This is a genomic window from Rhizobium sp. BK456 (genome assembly GCF_014194045.1).
In the GTDB taxonomy this organism is placed as follows: domain Bacteria; phylum Pseudomonadota; class Alphaproteobacteria; order Rhizobiales; family Rhizobiaceae; genus Rhizobium; species Rhizobium redzepovicii.
Window position 1 is genome coordinate 1 of record NZ_JACIAO010000004.1, and the last position, 22,364, is coordinate 22,364.

The 22,364-nt window shown below is 62.0% G+C and carries 19 protein-coding genes and 1 pseudogene; 11 read left to right on the forward strand and 9 right to left on the reverse strand.

Annotated elements, in window-relative coordinates; genetic code table 11:
- The 7 genes and pseudogenes from FHX03_RS12900 to FHX03_RS12930 all read right to left on the reverse strand — a co-directional run.
- A pseudogene (locus tag FHX03_RS12900) lies at positions 1 to 149 on the reverse strand (electron transfer flavoprotein subunit beta/FixA family protein); the annotation flags it as partial.
- 11 nt (positions 150 to 160) lie between these two features.
- Positions 161 to 1,591, reverse strand: coding sequence for an aldehyde dehydrogenase family protein (locus tag FHX03_RS12905; protein ID WP_183779645.1), 1,431 nt, complete (start codon positions 1,589 to 1,591; stop codon positions 161 to 163).
- A 13-nt stretch (positions 1,592 to 1,604) separates the two neighbouring features.
- Positions 1,605 to 2,339 (reverse strand): ABC transporter ATP-binding protein, encoded by a 735-nt coding sequence (locus FHX03_RS12910; RefSeq protein WP_097628131.1) that lies wholly within the window; start codon positions 2,337 to 2,339, stop codon positions 1,605 to 1,607.
- Positions 2,336 to 3,154 carry an ABC transporter ATP-binding protein gene (locus tag FHX03_RS12915; protein WP_183853968.1) on the reverse strand — a complete coding sequence of 273 codons (819 nt, stop codon included), beginning with the start codon at positions 3,152 to 3,154 and terminating at the stop codon, positions 2,336 to 2,338. Before FHX03_RS12915 ends, FHX03_RS12910 begins: the two co-directional genes overlap by 4 nt.
- Positions 3,151 to 4,461 (reverse strand): high-affinity branched-chain amino acid ABC transporter permease LivM, encoded by a 1,311-nt coding sequence (livM, locus tag FHX03_RS12920; RefSeq protein ID WP_183853970.1) that lies wholly within the window; start codon positions 4,459 to 4,461, stop codon positions 3,151 to 3,153. Before livM ends, FHX03_RS12915 begins: the two co-directional genes overlap by 4 nt.
- Before the next feature lie 14 nt (positions 4,462 to 4,475).
- Positions 4,476 to 5,393: an ABC transporter permease subunit gene (locus tag FHX03_RS12925; protein WP_097628128.1), complete on the reverse strand. Its 918-nt coding sequence runs from the start codon at positions 5,391 to 5,393 to the stop codon at positions 4,476 to 4,478.
- Positions 5,394 to 5,469: 76 nt separating this feature from the next.
- Positions 5,470 to 6,585: an ABC transporter substrate-binding protein gene (locus tag FHX03_RS12930; protein ID WP_097628127.1), complete on the reverse strand. Its 1,116-nt coding sequence runs from the start codon at positions 6,583 to 6,585 to the stop codon at positions 5,470 to 5,472.
- Positions 6,586 to 6,892: 307 nt separating this feature from the next.
- Here FHX03_RS12930 and FHX03_RS12935 point away from each other — a divergent pair, with 307 nt between their 5' ends.
- Genes FHX03_RS12935 through FHX03_RS12960 form a run of 6 tightly spaced genes read left to right on the forward strand, consistent with a single transcriptional unit; the run spans position 6,893 to position 15,592 of the window.
- Positions 6,893 to 8,974, forward strand: a complete 2,082-nt coding sequence (locus tag FHX03_RS12935; RefSeq protein ID WP_183779649.1) for a hydantoinase/oxoprolinase family protein — start codon at positions 6,893 to 6,895, stop codon at positions 8,972 to 8,974.
- A 10-nt stretch (positions 8,975 to 8,984) separates the two neighbouring features.
- A complete protein-coding gene (locus FHX03_RS12940; RefSeq protein ID WP_183853971.1) occupies positions 8,985 to 10,652 on the forward strand; it encodes a hydantoinase B/oxoprolinase family protein in 1,668 nt (555 codons plus the stop codon).
- On the forward strand, positions 10,649 to 11,860 hold the full coding sequence (locus tag FHX03_RS12945) for a pyridoxal phosphate-dependent aminotransferase (RefSeq protein ID WP_183779653.1): 1,212 nt from the start codon (positions 10,649 to 10,651) through the stop codon (positions 11,858 to 11,860). The genes FHX03_RS12940 and FHX03_RS12945 overlap by 4 nt, the downstream gene beginning before the upstream one ends.
- Positions 11,861 to 11,872: 12 nt before the next feature.
- On the forward strand, positions 11,873 to 12,685 hold the full coding sequence (locus FHX03_RS12950; RefSeq protein WP_097628123.1) for an NAD-dependent epimerase/dehydratase family protein: 813 nt from the start codon (positions 11,873 to 11,875) through the stop codon (positions 12,683 to 12,685).
- 7 nt (positions 12,686 to 12,692) lie between these two features.
- Positions 12,693 to 13,886, forward strand: a complete 1,194-nt coding sequence (locus tag FHX03_RS12955; protein WP_183853973.1) for an NAD(P)/FAD-dependent oxidoreductase — start codon at positions 12,693 to 12,695, stop codon at positions 13,884 to 13,886.
- A 20-nt stretch (positions 13,887 to 13,906) separates the two neighbouring features.
- Positions 13,907 to 15,592 carry a thiamine pyrophosphate-binding protein gene (locus FHX03_RS12960; RefSeq protein WP_097628121.1) on the forward strand — a complete coding sequence of 562 codons (1,686 nt, stop codon included), beginning with the start codon at positions 13,907 to 13,909 and terminating at the stop codon, positions 15,590 to 15,592.
- A 36-nt stretch (positions 15,593 to 15,628) separates the two neighbouring features.
- On the opposite strand, the gene FHX03_RS12965 is transcribed toward FHX03_RS12960, so the two are convergent.
- Both FHX03_RS12965 and FHX03_RS12970 read right to left on the reverse strand, forming a co-directional pair.
- Positions 15,629 to 16,360 (reverse strand): FadR/GntR family transcriptional regulator, encoded by a 732-nt coding sequence (locus FHX03_RS12965; RefSeq protein WP_097628120.1) that lies wholly within the window; start codon positions 16,358 to 16,360, stop codon positions 15,629 to 15,631.
- A gap of 60 nt (positions 16,361 to 16,420) precedes the next feature.
- A complete protein-coding gene (locus FHX03_RS12970; protein WP_183853975.1) occupies positions 16,421 to 19,462 on the reverse strand; it encodes an FAD-binding and (Fe-S)-binding domain-containing protein in 3,042 nt (1,013 codons plus the stop codon).
- A gap of 95 nt (positions 19,463 to 19,557) precedes the next feature.
- Between FHX03_RS12970 and FHX03_RS12975 the strand changes: the two genes are divergently transcribed.
- The 5 genes from FHX03_RS12975 (at position 19,558) to FHX03_RS12995 (ending at position 22,360) form a co-directional block, all read left to right on the forward strand.
- Entirely contained in the window at positions 19,558 to 20,307 is a 750-nt protein-coding gene (locus FHX03_RS12975; protein WP_183853977.1) for an SDR family NAD(P)-dependent oxidoreductase, read from the forward strand.
- The gene (locus FHX03_RS12980) at positions 20,300 to 21,049 is read left to right on the forward strand and encodes an SDR family oxidoreductase (protein ID WP_183853979.1); all 750 of its coding nucleotides are present in this window, start codon (positions 20,300 to 20,302) and stop codon (positions 21,047 to 21,049) included. The genes FHX03_RS12975 and FHX03_RS12980 overlap by 8 nt, the downstream gene beginning before the upstream one ends.
- Before the next feature lie 188 nt (positions 21,050 to 21,237).
- Complete coding sequence (locus tag FHX03_RS12985; RefSeq protein WP_097628117.1) at positions 21,238 to 21,528, forward strand: hypothetical protein; 291 nt, start codon at positions 21,238 to 21,240, stop codon at positions 21,526 to 21,528.
- A gap of 121 nt (positions 21,529 to 21,649) precedes the next feature.
- The gene (locus FHX03_RS12990) at positions 21,650 to 22,003 is read left to right on the forward strand and encodes a hypothetical protein (RefSeq protein ID WP_183853981.1); all 354 of its coding nucleotides are present in this window, start codon (positions 21,650 to 21,652) and stop codon (positions 22,001 to 22,003) included.
- 30 nt (positions 22,004 to 22,033) lie between these two features.
- Complete coding sequence (locus tag FHX03_RS12995; protein ID WP_183853983.1) at positions 22,034 to 22,360, forward strand: DUF2934 domain-containing protein; 327 nt, start codon at positions 22,034 to 22,036, stop codon at positions 22,358 to 22,360.
- The last annotated feature ends 4 nt before the right edge of the window (positions 22,361 to 22,364 follow it).

Below are 22,364 nucleotides of genomic sequence, written 5' to 3' on the forward strand. Positions count from 1 at the left end.
TTCAGCCGCAGCGCCTCTTCCACCGAGATCTCGTCGAACGGGTTCATCGACATCTTCACATTGGCAAGCTCGACACCGGAACCATCCGGCTTCACCCGGATCTTCACGTTGTAATCGACGACGCGCTTGACCGGCACGAGAATCTTCATGGTGTCCTTCCTTACGCAAATGTATAGGCTGTCTTGACCGAGGTGTAGAATTCCGCGGCGTACCGGCCCTGTTCGCGGGGGCCGAAGGACGAGCCCTTGCGGCCGCCGAACGGCACGTGGAAGTCGACGCCGGCCGTCGGCAGGTTGACCATCACCATGCCGGCTTCGGCATTGCGCTTGAAATGCGTCGCATGTTTCAGGCTTGTGGTGGCGATGCCGGAAGACAGGCCGAAGCTTGTGTCGTTTGCGACAGCGAGTGCTTCGTCATAATCCTTCACCCGGATGACGGCGGCGATGGGGCCGAAGATTTCCTCCCGCGCGATCCGCATCTGGTTGGTCGCTTCGGTGAAGAGCGCCGGTTCGAGATAGAAGCCGGGTGCTGCCCGCTCCAGCCTGCTGCCGCCGAAGGCCAGTCTTGCGCCTTCGTTTCGGCCGATGTCGATATAGTCGATGTCTTGTTTCAGCTGGCTTTGATCGACGACCGGACCGATATGCGTGCCGCTCTTGAGAGCGTCGTCGACGACGAGAGCCTCGAGACGTTTCTTGAGTGCGTCGACGAAACGATCGTGAATGCCTTCGGTGACGATCAGCCGCGAGGATGCCGTGCAGCGCTGGCCGGTGGAGAAGAAGGACGAATTGGCAGCTGCCTCGACGGCGACGTCGAGATCGGCATCGTCGAGCACCACGAATGGGTTCTTGCCGCCCATCTCCAGCTGGAACTTGCGGTTATGCTCTATCGAGGCAAGCGCGACGCGTTTTCCGGTCGCCGCTGATCCGGTGAAGGTGAGCGCATTGATATCGGGACTGTCGAGCATGGCTTGGCCGACCACGCTGCCGCGTCCCATGACGAGGTTGACGACGCCGGCGGGTGTGCCCGCCCGATGGAGGATTTCGACGAGGGACCAAGCGCAGCCGGGCACGAGATCGGCAGGTTTCAGCACGACCGTATTGCCATAAGCAAGTGCGGGCGCGATCTTCCAGGCAGGAATCGCGATCGGGAAATTCCACGGGGTGATGACCCCGACGACGCCCACCGGCTCGCGCGTGATATCGATGCCGACGCCGGGGCGGACCGATGGCAGCGTTTCTCCCGACAGGCGGAGAACCTCGCCGGCGAAGAAATCGAAAATCTGGCCGGCGCGGGTGACTTCGCCGATTGCCTCGGTCAGGGTCTTGCCCTCCTCGCGGGCAAGCAGGCTTCCAAGCTCCTCCTTGCGCGCCAATATCTCGTCGCCGGTCTTCTTCAGGATGGCATGGCGTGCCAGGATCGGCGATTGCGACCAGACCGGCAAAGCCGACTTTGCGGCCGCGATGGCCGTCCTGACGTCATCTGCGCTGGCGCGGGAGAATTCGCCGACAATGTCATTGGTGTTGGACGGGTTGATGTTCAGCGAGATATCGCCTGCAACCCATTCCCCGGCAATCAGGTTCTTGTGCAGCATGAAGGTCTTCCGTTCAGTGCAGTCCGAGATAGGCTTTGCGGACGTCTTGGTTGTCGAGAAGCGAGGCGCTGTCGCCGGAGAGATGGATACGGCCGTTTACCATGACATAGGCGCGCTGAGAGAGCTTCAGCGCATGGTTGGCGTTCTGCTCGACGAGAAAGATGGTCTTGCCCATCGCCGCGATCTCTCCCAGGACTTCGAAAACCCGCTTGACGATCAGCGGCGCCAGTCCCAGCGACGGTTCGTCGAACAGGATCAGCTCCGGCCGCGCCATCATCGCGCGGGCAATGGCGAGCATCTGCTGTTCGCCGCCCGACATCGTGCCGGCTGTCTGGTTGCGGCGCTCCTTGAGGCGCGGGAAGAGCTCGAACATGATGTTCCGGTCCTCTTCGAACCAGGCCATGCCGATCGGCGTCGTGCCCATCATCATGTTCTCTTCGACCGACATTTCCTGATAGATCTGACGCCCCTCGGGAACGAGCGCTATGCCGCGTCGGGAAATCCTGTTGGTTGGCATGCGGGAGATGTCTTCGCCGCGATGCAATATCCTGCCCGACGAGGCGCGCGGCGCGCCGAAAATGGAGGACAGCAGCGTAGTCTTGCCGGCTCCGTTCGCGCCGATCAGGCTGACGATTTCACCGGCGGAGATATGAACGTTGATGGCCTTCAGCGCTTCGATCGGACCGTAATGGGCATGAACGTCGGCGAATTCTAGAAGCGGCACCGGCGTGTCGGATGGCTGGCTCATGCATGGACCTCCTCTTCGCTGACGCCGAGATAGGCCGCGACGACGGCCGGATCGTTGGCGACGTGTTCAGGCGTGCCGTCGGAGATCACCTCGCCATGATCGAGCACGACGATGTGGTTTGAAATGCGCATGACGAGGCCCATGTCGTGCTCGATGACGAGCACCGTCTGGTCGTGGTCGGCGCAGAGCCGCTGGATGACCTCCGCAAGATCCCGGGTTTCCGAGGGGTTCAGGCCGGCGGCCGGTTCGTCGAGGCATATGAGGCTCGGAGCCGTGCACATGGCGCGAGCGATCTCGACGCGGCGCTGCCGGCCATAGGGCAGCTCGCCGGCAAGGCGGTTGGCGTCTTCGACGAGATTCATCTGCCGCAGCCAATGATAGGCGCGGTCGACTGCCTCTCTCTCGGCCTTGCGAAACACCGGCGTGCGGAAAACCCCGCTCAGAATATTGTTGCGGGTTGCGAGATGCTGGGCGACCAGAAGGTTTTCGATGACCGACATTTCCTTGAACAGGCGGATGTTCTGGAACGTCCGGGCGATCCCGGCGCGGGTGACGAGGTGCGAGCCGCCGGTGATCGGTTTCGTCACCAGCTCGCCGATATCGGTCGGACCATCGCGCCCGTTCAGGATGATGCGGCCGTCGCTGGCGCGATAGAAGCCGGTGATGCAGTTGAACATCGTCGTCTTGCCGGCGCCGTTCGGGCCGATCAGCGCGGTCACCGCGCCGCGTTCGACGGTGAAGCTGACGTTCCTGTTGGCGACGATGCCGCCGAAACGCATCGTGACGTTCTGTACGTCGAGGATGGTTTTGCTCATCGCCCCGCCTCCGCCTTGCTGGGGAAGGACAGTGCGCTGCCGACGCCTTCTTCCATCGTGCTCGGAAAGAAAGCCGGGCGTTTGATGCGCACCAGCCCGCGCGGCTTCCAGATCATCATGACGACCATCAGAATGCCGAAGACCAGCACCCGGTATTCGGCGAACTCGCGCAGGAGCTCGGGAAGAATGGTGAGGACCAGAGCCGCCGCGATGACGCCTGCCGTCGATCCCAGGCCACCGAGCACGACGATTGCCAGGATCAGCGCGGATTCGAAAAACGTGAAGGATGTCGGGTTCACGAAACCCTGTTGTGCGGCGAAGAAGACGCCGGCCAGCCCGCCGGTGGAAGCGCCGAGCATGAAGGCGGTGAGCTTGGTGAAGACGTGATTGACGCCGAGCGAACGGCAAGCGATCTCGTCTTCGCGCAGTGCTTCCCACATGCGGCCGAGCGGTATGACGCGCAGCCGCTCCACCGCGTAGATAACGAAGCAGACGACGAGAAACAGCACGAAATAGAGGAACCAGAACTTGTAATCCGCACTGTAGGGGATGCCCAGATATTCATGAATGGGCACGCCGCCCTGTTTGGCCGTGCGGGTGAATTCGAGGCCGAAGAAGGTCGGCGGCGGAACCGGAGCGCCGTTGGGGCCGCCGGTGAACTCAAGCCAGTTGTTCAGCACCAGGCGGATGATTTCACCGAAGCCGAGCGTGACGATAGCAAGGTAATCGCCATGCATCTTGAGGACGGGAAAGGCGAGAACCATGCCGCAAAGGCCGGCGAGGAACGGGGCAAGGATCAGCGCGCTCCAGAATCCCAGGCCAAGATATTGCGATCCGAGCGCCAGTAGATAGGCGCCGACGGCGTAGAAGGCGACGTAGCCGAGGTCCAGCAGGCCGGCAAGCCCGACGACGATGTTTAGCCCCAGGCCGAGCAGGCAGTAGATCAGCGCGAGGATTGCAATGCCTAGGAAATATTTGTCGGCAAAAAACGGCAGGCTCAGCCCTGCGACAAACAACAGGGCAAGGACGAGCATCGGCGACCGTTCCTTGCCGTTCATGACGGTCACGCCGGCGCTGTTGCCTGCCATGCGCAGGCTGAGCTTTCGACCGAGGCTGCTCATCTGAAATAGTGAGAGCGCCGATCGGCCCACCGTGACAATGGCGGCGAGCAGCAACGCCCGTGTCAGTTCGTTGGTGAACGAAAATCCGTCGAGCACCAGTCCCGAGATCGGACCGAACAAGACGATGGAGACCGTGAAGGTGAGGAGCGCTTGTTTGAGGAGCGTGTGAACGCGATTGGGTTCCATGATTCTGCTCCTCCTCAGACCTTCTGGATTTCAGGACGGCCAAGCAGGCCATACGGTCGGAAAAACAGAAGGGTGATGAGCAGCGCGAAGGCGAAGACGTCCTTGTAGTCGGTGCTGACATAGCCGGCGAACAGCGCCTCCGTCAGGCCGAGGACGATGCCGCCGAGCACAGCACCCGGCAGCGAGCCGATTCCGCCGAGAACCGCGGCCGTGAAGGCCTTGATGCCCATGACGAAGCCGATGAAGAAGTTGAAAGACCCGTAATTGAAGGTGACCAGCGTTCCACCAACGGCGGCGGTCGCTGCGCCCATGACGAACACCGTCGAGATGATCCGGTCGGTATTGACCCCCAGGATCGCCGAGATGCGGATATTCTGCTGGGTGGCGCGGCACTCGCGGCCGATCCTCGTGTAGTTGATCACATAGGTGAGCAAACCCATGGCGATCAGCGAGGCGAACAGGATGACCGTCTGCATATAGGTGATCTGCGCGAAGTGAGTTTCGTTGCCGATCCGGAACGCTCCCTGGATCAGCGTCGGTACGCCCTGGTCGCGCGCGCCCTGGGCGATCTGGACGTAGCTCTGCAGCATGAGCGAGATGCCGATCGCCGAGATGAGCGGAGCAAGCTTGGTCGAGCCGCGAAGCGGTCGATAGGCCACGCGCTCGATCACCCAGCCATAAACGGCGGTGATTGCGCAGCTGATCACCAGCACGGATATCAAGGCGAAGGGAACCGACTGGACGCCGAAATAAGCAAGCACGGCAAGGGTGATGGCGGCGATATAGGCCGATACCATGTAGACGTCGCCATGGGCGAAGTTGATCATCCGGATGACGCCGTAGACCATGGTGTATCCGACCGCGATCAGGCCGTAGATCGTCCCGAGCGTGATGCCGTTGAATAATTGTTGAACCAGGATGTAAAAGTCCATGGCGAACCCCTCTTATGTTTTCGGGGATGGATAAGCCGGCCGAACCTTGCGGTCCGGCCGATCCGGCAAAATTGCCTTACTTCACCAAGACAGGGCTTCCCTTGTCGTCGAAATTGTAGAAGACGAACTTGAAGTCCTTGATGTCGCCCTTCGCATCCCAGGTGATCTTGCCGATGGCGGAATCGACGGTGTTGTTGCGAAGATAGTCGGCCTGGGCCTTCAGCTCGTCGCCGGCCTTCAGCGCGGCGACGACCGCCTGCGCATTGGCATAGCCGTAGAGTACGTAGTTGGCGGGCGTAATATTGGCTTTCTTCAGCGCATCCTGGACGCCCTGCGTGGACGGATCCGCCAGCGGATCCGGTGTCGCCGAATAGTAGACGTTCTTCAGATTCTGAGCGCCGCCGGCGGCTGCGACGAGTTCTGCCTGGGCGAAGGCGTCGCCGCTGACGACGGCCACGTCGACACCCTGTTCCTTCAACTGGCGGATCAGCGGGCCGCCTTCGGGAATGAGCCCGCCGAAATAGACGGCGTTGGCGCCGGAGCTCTTGATCTTGGTGACGAGCGCATTGAAGTCGCGTTCGCCGCGGGTGAGACCCTCATACATGACCGGCTTTACGCCGCGCGCTTCGATCGTCTTCTTGACGGCGTCCACCAGGCCCTGGCCATAGGTGTCCTTGTCATGGATGAGGGCGATCTTGTCCCGCTTCAGCGTATCCAGAATGAAGCTGCCGGCCACCACGGCCTGCTGGTCGTCACGGCCGCAGCCGCGGAACAGATTGTCGAAGCCGCGATCGGTCACGGTCGGGTTCGTCGAGGACGGCGTCATTTCGAGGATGCCGGCGTCATTGTAGACTTCGGACGCGGGGATGGTGTTGGACGAGCAGAAATGCCCGATCACGGCCTGGACCTTGTCCTGGTCGACGAAACGGTTGGCGACCGCCACTGCCTGCTTCGGTTCGCAAGCGTCGTCGCCCTTCACCAGTTCGATCTTCTTGCCTTTGATGCCGCCATTGGCGTTGACGTCGCCGACATAGGCCGAGACGCCGCTGAACACCTGCTCACCGAAGGTCGCATTGGCGCCGGTAAAGGGGCCGGCGACGCCGATCTTGATCGTGTCGGCTGCGAAAGCGCTGGAAAAGAGCAGGGCCGAGGCGAGCGTGGTCGCCGTAAGAAGCGTTGAGATGGATTTCATTGTGCTTTCCCTCTGGTTGAAGCAACTCTGATGTTCTTGTCTTTCGGGATGCGAGTTCGGCCCGCATTCACCCTTCGCCGTGACGCGAAGCAATTATTTTTATTCAGTTATTCGTCGTTCTCCAAAAACGCTTGGAAAGCGCGTTTCGAGATCTTTGACTGTTTTTCCAATTGACACTTATATGATAAGTGACATATACGAGGATCGTCAAGCGGAAATGTTGCAGCGGCGCTGGCAACAGTGAAGAATGGCTGGATGCGGGGCCGCACGAGCGCGGACTCAAACGTGAGAACTGGGGAACAAGACGGTGAGCAGCACGCCACGAAACTGCCGGGTGGGCGTCGATATCGGCGGCACCTTTACGGATATCGCTCTCGACCTCGATGGGACGCTTCACTCGACGAAGATATTGACCGATTATACGGCGCCGGAGCGGGCGATTCTGAAGGGCGTCAAATCCGTCGCCGAGATGGCGGGCATCGCTCTTTCGGAGATCGGCATCCTTATCCACGGCACAACGCTTGCCACCAACGCTCTCATCGAGCGGCGCGGCGCCAGGACCGCTTTCGTGACGACCGAAGGGTTTCGCGATGTGCTGGAGATGCGCACCGAGAACCGTTTCGAGCAATATGATCTCAATATTTCCCTGCCGCCGGCGCTGATCGCCCGCGCCGACCGCTTCGTCATACGCGAGCGCATCGATGCTACCGGCAAGGTCCTGCTCGATCTGGACGAGGCCTCGGTCGCCGCAGCCGTCGAGAAGATTGCGGCGGGCGGCTATGAAAGTGTCGCGATCGGCTTCATTCATGCCTATGCCAATGGCGCGCATGAAATTGCCGTCCGCGATGCGATCCTGAAGCGGCTTCCTGGTATTTCCGTTTCGATCTCGTCCGAAGTCTCGCCGCAGATGCGCGAGTTCGAGCGCTTCAACACGGTCTGCGCCAATGCTTACGTCAAGCCGGCGATCAAATCCTATCTCGACCGTCTCGTCGTGTCGCTGAAGGAGATCGGCGTCGGCTGCCCGGTCTTCATGATCCATTCCGGCGGCGGCATCGTTTCGGTCGAGAGCGCCTCCGAATTTCCGGTGCGCCTCGTCGAATCGGGTCCTGCGGGTGGAGCGATCTTTGCGGCCGACATCGCCCGCCAATACGGTCTCGATACGGTTCTGTCCTTCGACATGGGCGGCACGACCGCGAAGATCTGCCTGATCGAAAACCAGGTGCCGAAGACCGCCAAGACCTTCGAGGTGGCGCGGACCTATCGCTTCCGCAAGGGATCCGGCATGCCGATTTCCATCCCTGTCGTCGAAATGGTCGAAATCGGCGCCGGCGGCGGTTCGATCGCTTCGGTCGACGGCATGCGCCAGATCCGCGTCGGGCCGCATTCGGCTGCCTCCGAGCCGGGGCCGGCCTGTTATCAGCGCGGCGGCAAGAATCCGACGGTAACCGACGCGGACCTGATCCTCGGTAAGCTCGATCCTGATAATTTCGCCGGCGGCGCCATCCCGCTTTCCATCGAGGCGAGCCGTAAGGCGATGAGCGACGATATCGGCGCAGTCATCGGCCTCGACCCGGAAGCTTCCGCCTACGGCACCTGCGAGATGGTGGATGAGAACATGGCAAATGCCGGCCGCGTCCACACCGTCGAGAACGGAAAGAACATTTCCGATTTCACCATGATCACCTTCGGCGGCGCAGGCCCGCTGCATGCCGCGCGGCTCTGCGAAAAGATGGGGATCTCGACCTTCCTCGTGCCACTCGGCGCCGGCGTCGGTTCAGCGATCGGCTTCCTCAAGGCGCCGTTCGGCTATGAATCGGTCCGCAGCGCCGTCTTCAACCTGTCGCATTTCGAATATGCCGAGGCCAACCGGCTGCTGGAAACCATGAAGGCTGAAGCGCTCGGCTTCGTCGAAGGCGGCCTCGACGCCGGGGCTCCGGTCATCGAACGCACGCTCTTCATGCGCTATGCCGGGCAGGGCTGGGACATTCCGGTGCCGCTTGCTGACGACAACTTCGATTCAACGAGCGCTGAGGCGATCGCAGCCGCGTTCGAGCGTGAATATGAGCGCTTCTTCGGTCGTGCCATCGAAGGTTTGGATATCGAGATCGTCAGTTGGTCGGTCAAGGCGAGTTCGCCGCTGCCGCCGGTCGAGCGCATCCCTTCCGTCGCCGAAGGCGGTGTCGTGCCGCCGGTCAAGACCCGCCGCCTGTTCGAGGCCTCGCAGGGCGCCTATCTCGACGCCGGCATTCACGAGCGGACCACGCTGAGGCCGGGCGACGTCGTCAAGGGTCCCGCCGTCATCGTCGAGCGCGAGACATCGGCGGTCCTTACCGCCTCCTTCAAGGCCATCGTCCAGCACGACGGCTGCCTGCTCGTAACCCGGATCTGAGGATCGTCACATGAACAAATCCATGATCGATATCCATATGCAGGTCATGTGGAACCGGCTGATTTCCGTCGTCGAGGAGCAGGCGCAGACGCTGATCCGCACTGCCTTCTCCACCTCCGTCCGCGAGGCGGGCGATCTGTCGGCCGGCGTTTTCGACCTCGACGGCCGCATGCTGGCGCAGGCGGTGACCGGTACGCCCGGCCACGTCAATGCGATGGCGGAATCCGTCGCGCATTTCATTGCCGATATCGGGCCGGAGAATATCTTCGAAGGCGACGTCTACATCACCAACGATCCGTGGAAGGGGACGGGTCACCTGCACGACATCACCGTCGTCACCCCCTCCTTCCATCACGGCAAGCTGGTGGGGTATTTCGCCTCGACCGCCCATGTCGTCGACGTCGGCGGCCGAGGCTTCGGCCCGGATGCGCGCGAGGTCTATGAAGAAGGCATCTTCATCCCGATCATGAAGTTCTTCGAGCGTGGCGAATTGAACCGGACGCTGATCCATATCGTCCGCAACAATGTGCGCGAAAGCGACAAGGTTGTCGGCGATTTCTATGCGCTCGCCGCCTGCAACGAGACGGGTCATCGCCGGCTCGCCGATATGCTGACGGAATTCAATCTCCCCGATCTGTCGACGATCGGCGGCTTCATCCTCAAGCACAGCCGCGAGGCGACGCTGGAGCGGCTGAGGAACCTTCCGCATGGCGCCTGGAGCTACAGCCTCGATCTCGACGGCTATGACGAGCCGGTGCATCTGGCAGCCAGGCTCAGCATCGGTCCCGAGGGCATCGTCGTCGATTTCGACGGCACCTCCGGCATGAGCAAGTTCGGCATCAACGTGCCGCTCGTCTATGCCAAGGCCTATGCCTGCTACGGCATCAAATGCGTGGTGGCGCCTGAGATTCCGAACAATGCGGCCTCTCTCGCCCCCTTCGACGTGGTGGCGCCTGAAGGCTGCATCCTCAACGCCAAGCGGCCGGCGCCGGTCGCGGTGCGCCACGTCCTCGGCCATTTCGTGCCGGATCTCGTTTTGGGCGCGCTGCATCAGGCGCTCCCGGGCCAGGCGCCGGCCGAAGGTGCGAGCGCGCTCTGGAATCTGCATATGAGCGTGCGCCCGCTTTCCGACCAGATCGGCGGCAAGGGCGCGGAAATCCTGATGTTCAATTCCGGCGGCACTGGTGCGCGCGCCTCCCTCGACGGCTTGAACGCCACCGCCTTTCCGAGCGGCGTGCACACGATGCCGATCGAGGCGACGGAGAATGTCGGCCCGGTCATCGTCTGGCGCAAGGAGTTGCGGGAGGGGTCGGGTGGTGCCGGCGCGCAACGCGGCGGTCTCGGCCAGATGATCGAAATCGAGGCGGCCGAAGGCTTCAGCTTCCGCTTCTCCGCCATGTTCGACAGGCTCGGCCATCCCGCGCGCGGCCGTGATGGCGGATTGGACGGCGCGGCCGGCGCCGTTGCGCTCGATGACGGCACGGTTCTCAAGGGCAAGGGGCTGCAATTCGTGCCGGAAGGCCGCCGCCTCGTTCTGTCGCTTCCGGGCGGCGGCGGTTACGGCGATCCGGCCGCCCGCCCGAGCGAGGCGGTCGAACACGATCTCAGGCATGGATACATCACCGAAGAACAGGCTGGCGCTTACGGCCGGAGCCGGAGCCAGGGAGGCAAGGCATGAATATGGTTGCATTCGAAAGCACGCGTGTCGCGACGATCAAGTCCTCGCCCTCCATGGCGGTCTCCATGGCCGCCAAGGCAATGCGGGCCAAGGGAGAGCATGTCATCGACCTGTCGCTCGGCGAGCCCGATTTCGATACGCCCGCTCACATCGTCGAAGCTGCGATCGAGGCGATGAAGCACGGCATCACGCGCTATACGGCGCCGGACGGCCTGCCAGAACTGCGCCAGGCAATCGTCGCCAAGTTCAAGCGCGAAAACGGCCTCGACTATGCCATGGACGAAATCTCCATCGGCAACGGCGCCAAGCAGATCCTCTTCAACGCTTTCCTCGCCACCTTGGAGCCCGGCGACGAAGTGGTCGTGCCGGCGCCTTACTGGGTCTCCTACACCGACATCGTCATCCTGCATGGCGGCGTGCCGAAGGTCGTTGCCTGCGGCGTCGAGGATGCCTTCAAGATCACGCCGGAACGCCTCGAAGCGGCGATTACGCCAAGGACGCGCTGGTTCCTGTTCAACTCGCCATCGAACCCGACGGGCGCGATCTACACGGCGGACGAGTTGAGGGCGCTCGGCGCGGTGCTGGCGCGCCATCCCCATGTCGCCATCATGTCGGACGAGATCTACGAGCATATCGTCTGCGCCGACGTGCCGTTTACCTCCTTCGCCGTCGCCTGCCCGGAGCTGAAAGAGCGCACGCTGATCATCAACGGTGTCTCGAAAGCCTATGCGATGACGGGATGGCGCCTCGGCTATGCGGCTGGTCCGAAGCAATTGACCAAGACCTTGAACAAGCTCCAGTCGCAGAGCACGACCTGCCCGTCCTCCATCACCCAGGTCGCGGCCGCTGCCGCCCTCGACGGCCCTCAAGACTTCGTCACGACGGCGGTCGCTGAATATAAGGCGCGCGGCCAACTTGTCGCCAAGGGTTTCGCCGCGATACCGGGCCTCGAAGTGCGGGCGCCCGAAGGCGCCTTCTACCTCTTCCCCAAATGCGCCGGCTATATCGGTAGGACGGCGCCTGACGGCACCCGGATTTCCAACGATACGGAACTGGCCTCCTATCTCCTGAAAGAGGGGAAGGTCGCCACCGTCCCCGGTGCCGCTTTCGGCGTCGAGCCCTATATCCGCCTTTCGTTCGCAACATCGCGCGAAAATCTCGCCATTGCCATCGAGCGCACCGCCGATGCGCTGGCCAGACTTCGCTAAGGGGAAAATATTATGACCGATTATCAGCGCACGCTTCTGACCGGCGCGGCTGGCGCTCTCGGAACCCAGCTGCGCGAATCCGGAACAAGGCTCGGCAAGATCGTCAGGCTGTCGGCGCGCAAACCCTGCGAAAACCTTGCTCCGCACGAGGAGGATGTTCCGGCTGATCTTTCCGATTTCGACGCCGTCTCGAAAGCGGTGGAGGGCTGCGACGCCATCATCCATATGGGCGGCCAGGGGCTGGAAGCGTCCTGGAACACCATTCTCAACGCCAATATCGTCGGCAGCTACAACATTTATGAGGCGGCCCGGCAGCACGGCGTCAAGCGTATCGTCTATGCCAGCTCCGTTCACGCTATCGGTTTTTACGAGCGCACCGAGACGATCGACGGCAATGCGCCGACCCGCCCCGACAGCCTCTACGGCGTGTCGAAGACCTTCGTCGAAAACCTCGGCCGCTATTATTTCGACAAGTTCGGCATCGAGACGGTCAGTCTGCGCATCGGCTCCTCCTTCCCGGAGCCGACGGACCGGCGCCATCTCATCACCTGGCTTTCCTATCGCGATTGCCGCCAGCTCGTCGAAAAGAGCCTGTCGGCCGAACGCGTCGGCTTCATGGTCGCCTATGGCATGTCCGACAACAGCCGGGCTTTCTGGGACAACCGCACGGCGGCTTCCCTCGGTTACAAGCCGGAAGACAGCGCCGACGACTACGAAGAAAAGGTCTTCGCGAAGACACGGCAGGGCGATCCCAACGATCCGGCCGTGCGTTTCCAGGGCGGCAGCTTTGCCGCCGCCGGCCATTTCGAAGACGAGAAGAAGTGAGACGCCGATGCAAGCATCCAAGTCATCCTATGACGTGGTGATCGTCGGCGGCGCGGTAGTCGGCAGTTCGGCCGCCTACTTCCTCGCGACCAATCCCGACTTCAAGGGCTCGGTCCTGGTGATCGAGAAGGACTGGACCTATCAGCGTTCGGCCACCGCGCTTTCCTCCAGTTCCATCCGCCACCAGTTCTCCAATGCAATCAACGTCAAAGTCTCGCAATTCGGCACGGAGTTCATCCGCAACTTCAAGGAAAACGTCGCCATCGATGACGACACGCCGGAGATCGGCTTTCACGAGGCCGGTTACCTGTTCCTTGCCGAGGACGAGCGCGGCGATCAGGTCTTGAGACGCAATCACGAGACCCAGCTTTCCTGCGGCGCCGAGGTGACGCTTCTCGATCCTGACGGCCTCCGCCGGCGGTTTCCCTGGCTCAATCTCGAAGGGCTGACGCTCGGCAGCACCGGTGAGCGTGGCGAGGGCTGGTTCGACAGTGTCGGCCTGCTGCAGGGCTTTCGCAAGAAGGCTCGCTCGCTCGGGGTCGAATACATCGAAGACGAGGTCGTCTCCGTCAACAGAGAGGGAGACCGCGTCGTATCCGTATCGACGAAGAGCGGTCAGACGATCGCATGCGGCACGATGGTCAATACCTCAGGCACCAACGGCAAGAAGGTTGCGCGGATGGCCGGTCTCGACGTTCCCATCGAGCCGCGGCGGCGCTCGCTGTTCGTCGTCGATTGCCGCACGCCGCTCGAGGGAAAAGTCGGCCTGACGATCGACCCCACGGGCGTTTTCTTCCGGCCGGAAGGCAAATTCTATCTGATGGGCACCTATCCCAAACACGATCCGGAAGTGGACCCGAACGATTTCGACGTCATGCATGACGAATTCGACGAGGAAATCTGGCCGATCCTGGCGAACCGGGTTCCGGCCTTCGAAGCGATCAAGGTCGTCAACTCCTGGGCCGGCCATTACGACTACTGCACCCTCGACCACAATGTCGTCCTCGGGCCGCATACGGAAGTCGGAAATTTCCTCTTTGCAAACGGCTTCTCAGGCCACGGCCTGCAGCAGTCGCCGGCGATGGGCCGGGGTCTCTCGGAGCTGATCGCCTATGGCGGCTTCAAGACCCTCGATCTTTCGCCATTCGGCTATGAGCGGGTGACGGTGAACCGGCCCTTCCTCGAAGACGCCGTCATCTAACGAACAGGAGAGGGAACCCGATGAGAAACGAAACATCAAAGCGCAGCGGCGGCCAGGTGCTCGTCGATGCCTTGCACATCCACGGCGTCGATCGTGTGTTCGGCGTGCCGGGTGAAAGCTATCTTGCCGCCCTCGACGCCTTCCACGACCTAGAAGAGGCCATCGAATTCGTCATCTGCCGGCAGGAGGGCGGGGCTGCCTATATGGCGGAAGCCTATGGCAAGATGACCGGCAAGCCCGGCATCTGTTTCGTGACCCGCGGGCCGGGCGCCACGAATGCGTCTATCGGCGTGCATACGGCTTTCCAGGATTCGACGCCGATGATCCTGTTCATCGGCCAGGTGGCGCGTGACCAGATGGAGCGCGAAGCCTTCCAGGAGATCGATTATCGCCGGATGTTCGGCCAGATGGCGAAATGGGTGGTCGAGATCGAGGACGCCGCCCGCATCCCCGAACTCATCAGCCAGGCCTTCCACCGCGCCGTCAACGGCCGGCCGGGACCGGTGGTCGTCGCGCTTCCCGAGGATATGCTGACCGATATGGTTGATGTCGCCGACACGCCGCCCCACAAAAAGGTCGAAGCCTTTGCCGGCGAACAGCAATTGGAGGAATTGCTCGGTCTTCTCTCGCAGGCCAAGCGCCCGATGACCGTCGTCGGCGGCGGCGGCTGGACGCAGCAGGCCGTGGATGACCTCAAGGCCTTTTCCGAGGCCTTCAGCCTGCCGATCGCCGCGTCCTTCCGCTGTCAGGACCTGTTCGACAACCGCCACGAAAACTATGCTGGCGACCTCGGCCTTGCCGCAGGGCCGAAGCTGATCAGACACGTCAAGGATTGCGATCTGCTGATATCGATCGGCGCCCGTCTCGGGGAGATGACGACAGGCGCTTATACGCTGATCGACATTCCCGTTCCGAGGCAGTCACTCGTTCACATCCATCCGGGCGCCGAAGAACTCGGGCGGGTCTATCACGCAAGCCTGCCGATCAATGCCAGCGTCGCCGGTTTCCTGTCGCAGGCGGCAAAGCTGAAGCCGCCTGTCGCACCGGTATGGACGGATTGGACCAGGACTGCCCATACCGACTACCTCGAAAACCTCAAGCATCCCGAGGTGCCGGGTCCGGTGCAGATGGGCGACATCATGGAATGGCTGCGCGGCCATCTCAAACCCGATGCCATCCTGACCACCGGCGCCGGCAATTATTCCGCCTGGGCTCATCGTTTCTATCAGTATCGCTCGTTCCGCACCCAGCTCGGGCCGACCAACGGCTCCATGGGTTATGGCGTGCCGGCGGCGGTCGCCGCCAAGATCACCGATCCCTCGCGCACGGTGGTTGCCTTTGCCGGCGACGGATGTTTCCTGATGAACGGCCAGGAACTCGCAACGGCGATGCAATATGACGCCCGGGCGATCTTCCTCGTCATCAACAACGGCATGTACGGAACGATCCGCATGCATCAGGAGCGCAGCTATCCCGGCCGTGTTTCCGGCACCCGCCTGACGAACCCGGATTTTGCCGCGCTGGCGCGGTCCTACGGCCTGCATGGCGAGACCGTGGAGAAGACGGAGGACTTCGCCGGCGCTTTCGAACGCTGCGAGGCATCGGGCAAGCCCGGCCTCATCGAAATCCGAATCGACCCGGAAGCGCTGACGCCGAAAATGAGCCTGACGCAGATTCGCCAGCAGGCGATTGCTCAGGGAAAATGATCGGGAATGCGCCGCCTGAAAGCTAGGCGGCGCGCTTCAATCTTCCGCGTCGATGCTCGCCGGCTCGTCGAGCATCGTGCGGTAACGATGCAAGCTTTCTTCCAGGTGGGTGATCAGCGCGTTCTTCGCGGCCTTGACGTCACCCTGGGTGATCGCGGCCAGAATGGCGGCATGTTCCTTGTTTATCTTCTTCAGATAACCGCTGTAGCCGCGCGCCGATTGCCGATGCTTGAGCACGAGATCGAAATTGATGCTCTCCATCACCGCTTCCAGAAAACTCGGAAAATGCGGATTGCGGGTGGCACGGGCGATCGCAAGGTGGAATTCGTAATCGGCGCGCGCCTCGACGACGGCATCATCGGTGACCAGGTTTTCGAGGGCGTCGTAGGCCCGGGCGATCTCGGCAAGCGCCTCTGGCGTACGCCTCGCGGCTGCAAGCGCGACGGACTGGATCTCGACGCCGAGCCGCAATTCCAGGATTTGCATCGCCGAGCGAATATCCTCGATGCGGCTGATCTCGAAATTGAGAGTCTTGGCATCCTTGTCGGAAACATAGACGCCGGCGCCCTGGCGCGCGGTCACCCTGCCGCCGACCTTGAGCGAGGTGAGCGCCTCGCGAATGACGGTTCGGGAAACGCCGAATTCCTCGCATAGCTGGGCACTTGACGGAATTTTCTCGCCGGGCGCATAAAGGCCGGAGTCGATGCGCTCCATCAGCTTCGCAACGACGATTTCCGCGAGATTGCCTCGTTGCGTGATGATTGACACTTGTGTGCTCCGGTTTCCACGATCGAATTTAGCACATATCACATGTCATGCCACATATGATCACGAGATGTCCGGCTTTTCGGAAATTATCCGGTTGATGACCTGAAACGGATGCGGGATACGCTTGCCGTCGATTTCCTTTACCTGGGAGCGGCACGAATATCCTGTCGCCATGAGGATATCGGCTTCACCGGCCGCATCAAGCTCGGGCTTCCAACTCATCGCATAGAGGCGTTCGGAGATCGGTCGGTTGCGGGCTTCGTGGCCGAAGGTGCCGGCCATGCCGCAACAGCCGGTTTGTGCCGCCTGAAGGTCGATGCCGAGGCTTTCGAATATTTTCTGCCATTGTGCGACGGAGGCGGGCGCATTGGTGCGCTCGGTGCAATGGGCCATCAAGCGGAAGCTTTTGCCTTCGGCAGCGGAAGGCGAGGCGGCGAGCCGATCGAGGTTGGCGACCAGCCATTCCTGCGGCAGCAGGACATTCGCCTTCGATATCCCCTTATATTCGCTGCGAAAGGCGAGCGTCATCGATGGATCGAGCCCGACGAGCGCCACGCCTGTTTCATCCAGTCGCTCGAGATAGCGGGCCGTCCGCTTGGCCGCCGCCTCGAAGCGTCCGAGATAGCCATGAACATGCAGGGCTTTGCCATTGGTGTGGGAGGCTGCAAGGAACGGCGTGAGCCCGATTTTTCTGGCGAGCCCGATTGCGGCAAGCGCAACGTCAGGATCGAAATAGGCGGTGAAGGCGTCGGCGACGAAGACGACGCAGCGCTGCCGTTCTTGCGGCGGCAGAGCTTCGATCGTTTGAGAGGTCGCAAGCGGCACGCCGAGGCGGGCGGCTTCCCTGGCGAGCGAGATCCGCGGCAAATGCGGCAGGGAGGTCAGCCCGACGACACGCATCATCGTCCTGCCGGCGCGCGTGCCCACGACCAGATTATAGGCGGGCCGGATGCGCCGGACGAGCGGCAGGGTGGTTTCGATCGCCGCGACCAGCGGATCCTTTAGCGGGCGGAGGTAGCGTCCGTAATAGAGTTCGAGGAATTTCGAGCGGAAGGCCGGCACGCTCACCTTCACCGGACACTGCCCCGCGCAGGCCTTGCAGGCTAGACACGTGTCCATCGCCGCGCGCACCTCGTGGGAAAAGTCATCGCGGTTTGCCGGGTTCAGCGAATTGAAGGCGCGCCGCGCGAGGCTGGCGAACGGAATGCTCCGCCGCAGGCGCGCCGCCTCCTGGCGGGGGTCGATGCGCTTGTCGGCCAGCAGCCTCAGCCATTCCCGCATCAGCGCGGCGCGGCCCTTGGGCGAAAAGCGCCGGTCGCGCGTCGCCTTGTAAGAGGGGCACATCGGGCTCGTTTCGTCGAAATCGAAGCAGGCGCCGTTGCCGTTGCAATAGGCGGCATTGTCGAAGGCGGAGCGGATCTCGTTGCCGATGATGCGATCGATGCCTCCGCGCAACGGAACATCGTCGATCTTCGTCAGTCCCTCCGCGGAAGGGGTCGCGATCTTGCCAGGATTGAGCCGATTCTCGGGATCGAAAGCCCGCTTGATCTCCTGCAGGCTGGGATAAAGAGCGCCGAAAAATTCCGGCACATATTCCGAACGTACGCCCTTGCCATGCTCTCCCCAGAGCACGCCGCCATATTTGCGGGTGAGCGCCACGACGGCGTCGCTGACTTCCCGAACCAGCCGGACGTGATCAGCGCGGGTCAGGTCGAGCGCCGGCCGCACGTGCAGGACGCCGGCATCGACATGGCCGAACATGCCGTAGGAAAGGCCGGCGCCATCGAGAAGTGCGCGGAATTCGCGAATATAGGCCGCCAGATTCTCCGGCGGCACGGCCGTATCCTCGACGAAAGCGACGGGTCTGACCGGCCCTTCCACGTTGCCGAGCAGGCCGACCGCGCGCTTGCGCATCGACCAGATCGCCTCGACATCGGCATGATCCCGGGCGATCGTATAACCGGCATGGCGGGCATTCGCGCCCGTGTCGAGCGCGGCGGTCACCTCCGCAAGCTGGCGTTCGAGTTCCTCTTCATCGTCGGCGAGCACTTCGGCAATATTGATGCCGTTCGTCGTGCTGTCCGGATCGTCGGGAAAGAAGCGCGCAATGCCGGTCCAGACGATGTCGCCTTTCGCGAGGCCGAGAACTTTCTCGTCGACCGTTTCCACCGAGGCGACGTTCAGCGCCACGAGGTTGCGGGCATCCTCCAAGGCGGTGTTGAAGTCGCCGTAGCGGATGTTGATCAGCGCCGCATGGGCGGGGATCGGCAGGAGGTTAAGCTCGGCTTCGGCGATCATCGCCAGCGTTCCCTCCGAGCCGCAGAGTATGGCATTGAGGTCGAAGTGTCCGTCGTCGCGCCTGACATGGGCGAGGTCGTAGCCGGTCATATAGCGGTTGAGCTTCGGGAAGATTTCGGCGATCTGCTCGTGTTTTTCCCGGGCGATCCGTTCAACCGCCCTGTGGATCTTGCCGACGCGGCTCTCTCGCGCGGCGATCTCCTCGAACGCTTCCGCGTCGAGCGGGCGCGACCAAAAGTCGGACCCGTCCGTAAGAACGATGCGCAATCCGAGGACGTGGTTGCTGGTCTTGCCGTAGAGGCAGGAACCCTGGCCGCAGGCGTCGGTGGAGATCATGCCGCCGATGGTGGCGCGGTTGGAGGTGGAGAGTTCGGGAGCGAAAAAGAGCCCATGGGGCTTCAATGCCCGGTTCAACTGATCCTTGACGACGCCCGCCTGGACGCGCGCAATCCTTCGGACGGGATCGATCTCGAGAATGGACGTCATGTGCCGCGAACAGTCCAGCACAATGCCCGATGTCAGCGATTGACCGTTGGTGCCGGTGCCGCCGCCGCGCGGCGCGAGGCTGATCCCTCGGAAGGCGGGTTCCGATAGCACGGCCGCCACGACCTGCAGGTCTTCGACGGCCCGCGGAAAAAGGATGCCGGTCGGTTCGACCTGGTAGATGGAATTGTCGGTCGAAAACACGGTTCGGCTTGCCGCGCCGGTTTCGATATCGCCGGAAAACCCCGCCTCGATAAGCCGCTGGAAGAAACCTGCGGGGGGCAGGGGGATTGAAACCTTCGGCTGGAGGCGTGGAATCATTTCGAAACCTTCAGAATGCACTTGAGCTTTACCAAGCTTAGCATATAAGTGATAACATACAATGATGGCGCAGCGCCAAACAACGAGGTGGAACTTTGAAGAACCAGACCGCAATCATCGTCGGCGGCGCTTCCGGGCTCGGATTGACGACGGCGAAGCTCATGATCTCGCATGGGGCCACCAGGATTGGGCTCATCGATCGCAACGAGGAACTGCTTGCTTCGTCGGCTGCGGCGCTGCGCGCGCTGGGCGCCGAGGTCGCAACGGCCGTTGCCGATATTTCCAAGTCGGAAACGGCGCATCGCGGGTTTAACGAGATCGCCGGCACGCTCGGCCGGATCCATGTGCTCGTCAACAGCGCCGCCATCTATCCCCGGCGGCCTATCCTTGAGATCACCGATGAGGAGTGGGATCTCGAAAATGCGATCAACGTCAAGGGTACCTATCATATGATGGTCGCTGCCGTCCTGCATATGCGCCAGCATGTGAACGCGCCCGCGGTGACGGGGCGGATCGTCAACGTGACCTCGGTCGATGCTTTCAAGGCCCACCCCCAAAACGCCCATTATGCCGCAACCAAGGCTGCCGTCGTCAGCCTGACGAAATCTTTTGCCCAGGAATGCGCCAAGGATCAGATCCTTGTCAATTCCGTCGCACCCGCCGGTTTTGCAACGGACCGGGCGAGGGAACTGGGATTCCTGCCGGAACTGGCCAAGGCCAGTGCGCTCGGCCGTGCGGCCGAGCCCGTCGAGATGGCGGAATGGATTGTCATGATGGCGTCGAGCCGCAACACCTATGCCACCGGCGAAAACGTCGTCGTCAGCGGAGGCTACATCTATGTCTGAGCCGCTGGCCTATCGGGTCGCCGTCGTCACGGGTGCGACGAGCGGCATCGGCCGCGCCACCGTCGGCAGGCTGCGCGACATGGGGCTGACGGTTTATGCCGTCGGCCGAAACGCCGAGGCGCTCGATGAATTGGCCGCGGAGAGCGGAGCCAAGCCGATCCGGGCCGATGTCCGCGACACCGCTGAAATCGTGCGGCAGCTTGATGGCGTTGATGTCGACATCCTGGTCAACAATGCCGGCATTCTCTCGACGCGGGCGACATTCAGCGAGATCGAACCCTCCGAGATCGACGCCATGATCGATACCAATCTCAAAGCGCCGATGCATCTGACCCGCGCGTTCCTGCCTGCCATGGTCGAGCGAAAGCGTGGCCATCTCATCTATATCGGTTCGAGCGGCGGCCAGGCGCCTTATCCGAACATGGCGGCCTACGGCCCGTCGAAGGCCGGGCTCAGCCTGTTTTGCGACAATCTCCGCTGCGATCTGCTCGGAAGCTCGGTTCGCGTGACGGAGGTGGTGCCGGGTCGCGTCCAGACGGACCTTTATCGCACCGCAATGGCGGGCAATCAGGCTCGGACCCTGCTCTACGACGGCTACCGTCCGATACAGTCCTCCCACATCGCCACTATCATCGCCAATGCCATCGAGCTTCCCATCTTCGTCGACGTAGCCCGGATCGAAGTCTTCCCGACGGATCAGGCGACCGGCGGCGGCACGATGGTCAAATTCCCTGGGCAGTAGGCGGGCAATCTGGAGACTTGCCGATAATGGCTGAACTTTCCGCTCCGGACTGTCGGCAATCCAGCGCCTCGATCGGGCGGCAACGATGCCGGTGCCGAGGCACCTGCATCGCCCTCCAGGGAACAGAAGCGCCACTCCGGCGTTCGAACTAAAGACGACGGTTCTCACGTCTTTTGGGAGTGCGCGATATGGAAGAGATGACCAATATCATCAAGGACCTCAGCATCGAGGAACGCGAGGAAATCTTCGTCGACATCGCTCGTACGCTGGAAGACACGGCACGTGAGGCCCTTGTCGAGGGCAATATGCAGTTTGCAGAAATTTCCAACAACATGGCCGAAGCGATCCGCGTCAACGCTGACGAACTCGCCCGCGACGATCCTGAGAATGCCGAGCGCGTGCTGCTGCAGGCAACGGCGATGATCTCGCAGTTCGAGGCCGTGCACCCCTATCGCATGGTGAGCATGGCCGTCCACTGACGACCGGCCGAGTGCTCCGGTTGATCCTCCGTTCAAATCATTTGCCATAGGCGGGAACTCTCGCTACCCGCGAGGGTTATCGGATCACAACATCCTTTGCATGAATGGAAGGAGGACCGCTATGACGTCCAGATCCGTTGTGCCGCCGGAAAGCGGTACCGACGACGCGCGCTCCGCCGACACGCGAGATGCCGAGAAGGATCGCCGAAGGACATTGGAGAATGTCCGCAGCACCGTAAGGCCTGAGACAGACGGCGACAGCAACACCGAAACTCCAAGCCTGAAGCTCGCGAAGGAATATCTTAGCCTCGGCGGGCGCCGCCGGTCCAAGATTGACGACAATATCACCGAAGTCCGCCCATGGGATCGAGATCCGCCCGAGGCCGAACGGTTCTGGACGGAACGGGTAGAGACGCTTTCAAAACATGACCGTAAACAGGTGGAGGATTTTCTTCCAACCATCAACACGCCCTGAACGGCTCATTGAAATGTGTTGGAGGAGATCATGGCTATAGACAAGCACGAGCAGATACGCCGCCGTGCCTATGAAATCTGGGAGGCCGAGGGCCGCCCTGATGGTGCGGACCAGCGCCATTGGCTGCAAGCCTGCGATGAACTGGCTGGCGACGATGAGCACGAGACCCTGCAGGACCTGCTCGATGAAGACGCTAGGGATGATGCGGCGCTGCTTCAAGGCGCCGGTGAGAGCGGCGATCTCGATCGGCCGCCACCAAGGCTTGGCCGGGCCGCCATGACTTCCGTGCCCGATATCGAGATGACCACAGGCGAAAAGCCGTCCCAGCGGAAGATCAGGAAGACTGAAGGGCCTTAATCGG

What these genes read in the sequence shown, in the direction of transcription:
- FHX03_RS12905 (WP_183779645.1), bottom strand. Translation starts at nt 1,591, where the DNA reads ATGCTGCACAAGAACCTGATTGCCGGGGAATGGGTTGCAGGCGATATC.
- FHX03_RS12910 (WP_097628131.1), bottom strand. Translation starts at nt 2,339, where the DNA reads ATGAGCCAGCCATCCGACACGCCGGTGCCGCTTCTAGAATTCGCCGAC.
- FHX03_RS12915 (WP_183853968.1), bottom strand. Translation starts at nt 3,154, where the DNA reads ATGAGCAAAACCATCCTCGACGTACAGAACGTCACGATGCGTTTCGGC.
- livM (WP_183853970.1), bottom strand. Translation starts at nt 4,461, where the DNA reads ATGGAACCCAATCGCGTTCACACGCTCCTCAAACAAGCGCTCCTCACC.
- FHX03_RS12925 (WP_097628128.1), bottom strand. Translation starts at nt 5,393, where the DNA reads ATGGACTTTTACATCCTGGTTCAACAATTATTCAACGGCATCACGCTC.
- FHX03_RS12930 (WP_097628127.1), bottom strand. Translation starts at nt 6,585, where the DNA reads ATGAAATCCATCTCAACGCTTCTTACGGCGACCACGCTCGCCTCGGCC.
- FHX03_RS12940 (WP_183853971.1), top strand. Translation starts at nt 8,985, where the DNA reads ATGAACAAATCCATGATCGATATCCATATGCAGGTCATGTGGAACCGG.
- FHX03_RS12945 (WP_183779653.1), top strand. Translation starts at nt 10,649, where the DNA reads ATGAATATGGTTGCATTCGAAAGCACGCGTGTCGCGACGATCAAGTCC.
- FHX03_RS12950 (WP_097628123.1), top strand. Translation starts at nt 11,873, where the DNA reads ATGACCGATTATCAGCGCACGCTTCTGACCGGCGCGGCTGGCGCTCTC.
- FHX03_RS12955 (WP_183853973.1), top strand. Translation starts at nt 12,693, where the DNA reads ATGCAAGCATCCAAGTCATCCTATGACGTGGTGATCGTCGGCGGCGCG.
- FHX03_RS12960 (WP_097628121.1), top strand. Translation starts at nt 13,907, where the DNA reads ATGAGAAACGAAACATCAAAGCGCAGCGGCGGCCAGGTGCTCGTCGAT.
- FHX03_RS12970 (WP_183853975.1), bottom strand. Translation starts at nt 19,462, where the DNA reads ATGATTCCACGCCTCCAGCCGAAGGTTTCAATCCCCCTGCCCCCCGCA.
- FHX03_RS12980 (WP_183853979.1), top strand. Translation starts at nt 20,300, where the DNA reads ATGTCTGAGCCGCTGGCCTATCGGGTCGCCGTCGTCACGGGTGCGACG.
- FHX03_RS12985 (WP_097628117.1), top strand. Translation starts at nt 21,238, where the DNA reads ATGGAAGAGATGACCAATATCATCAAGGACCTCAGCATCGAGGAACGC.
- FHX03_RS12990 (WP_183853981.1), top strand. Translation starts at nt 21,650, where the DNA reads ATGACGTCCAGATCCGTTGTGCCGCCGGAAAGCGGTACCGACGACGCG.
- FHX03_RS12995 (WP_183853983.1), top strand. Translation starts at nt 22,034, where the DNA reads ATGGCTATAGACAAGCACGAGCAGATACGCCGCCGTGCCTATGAAATC.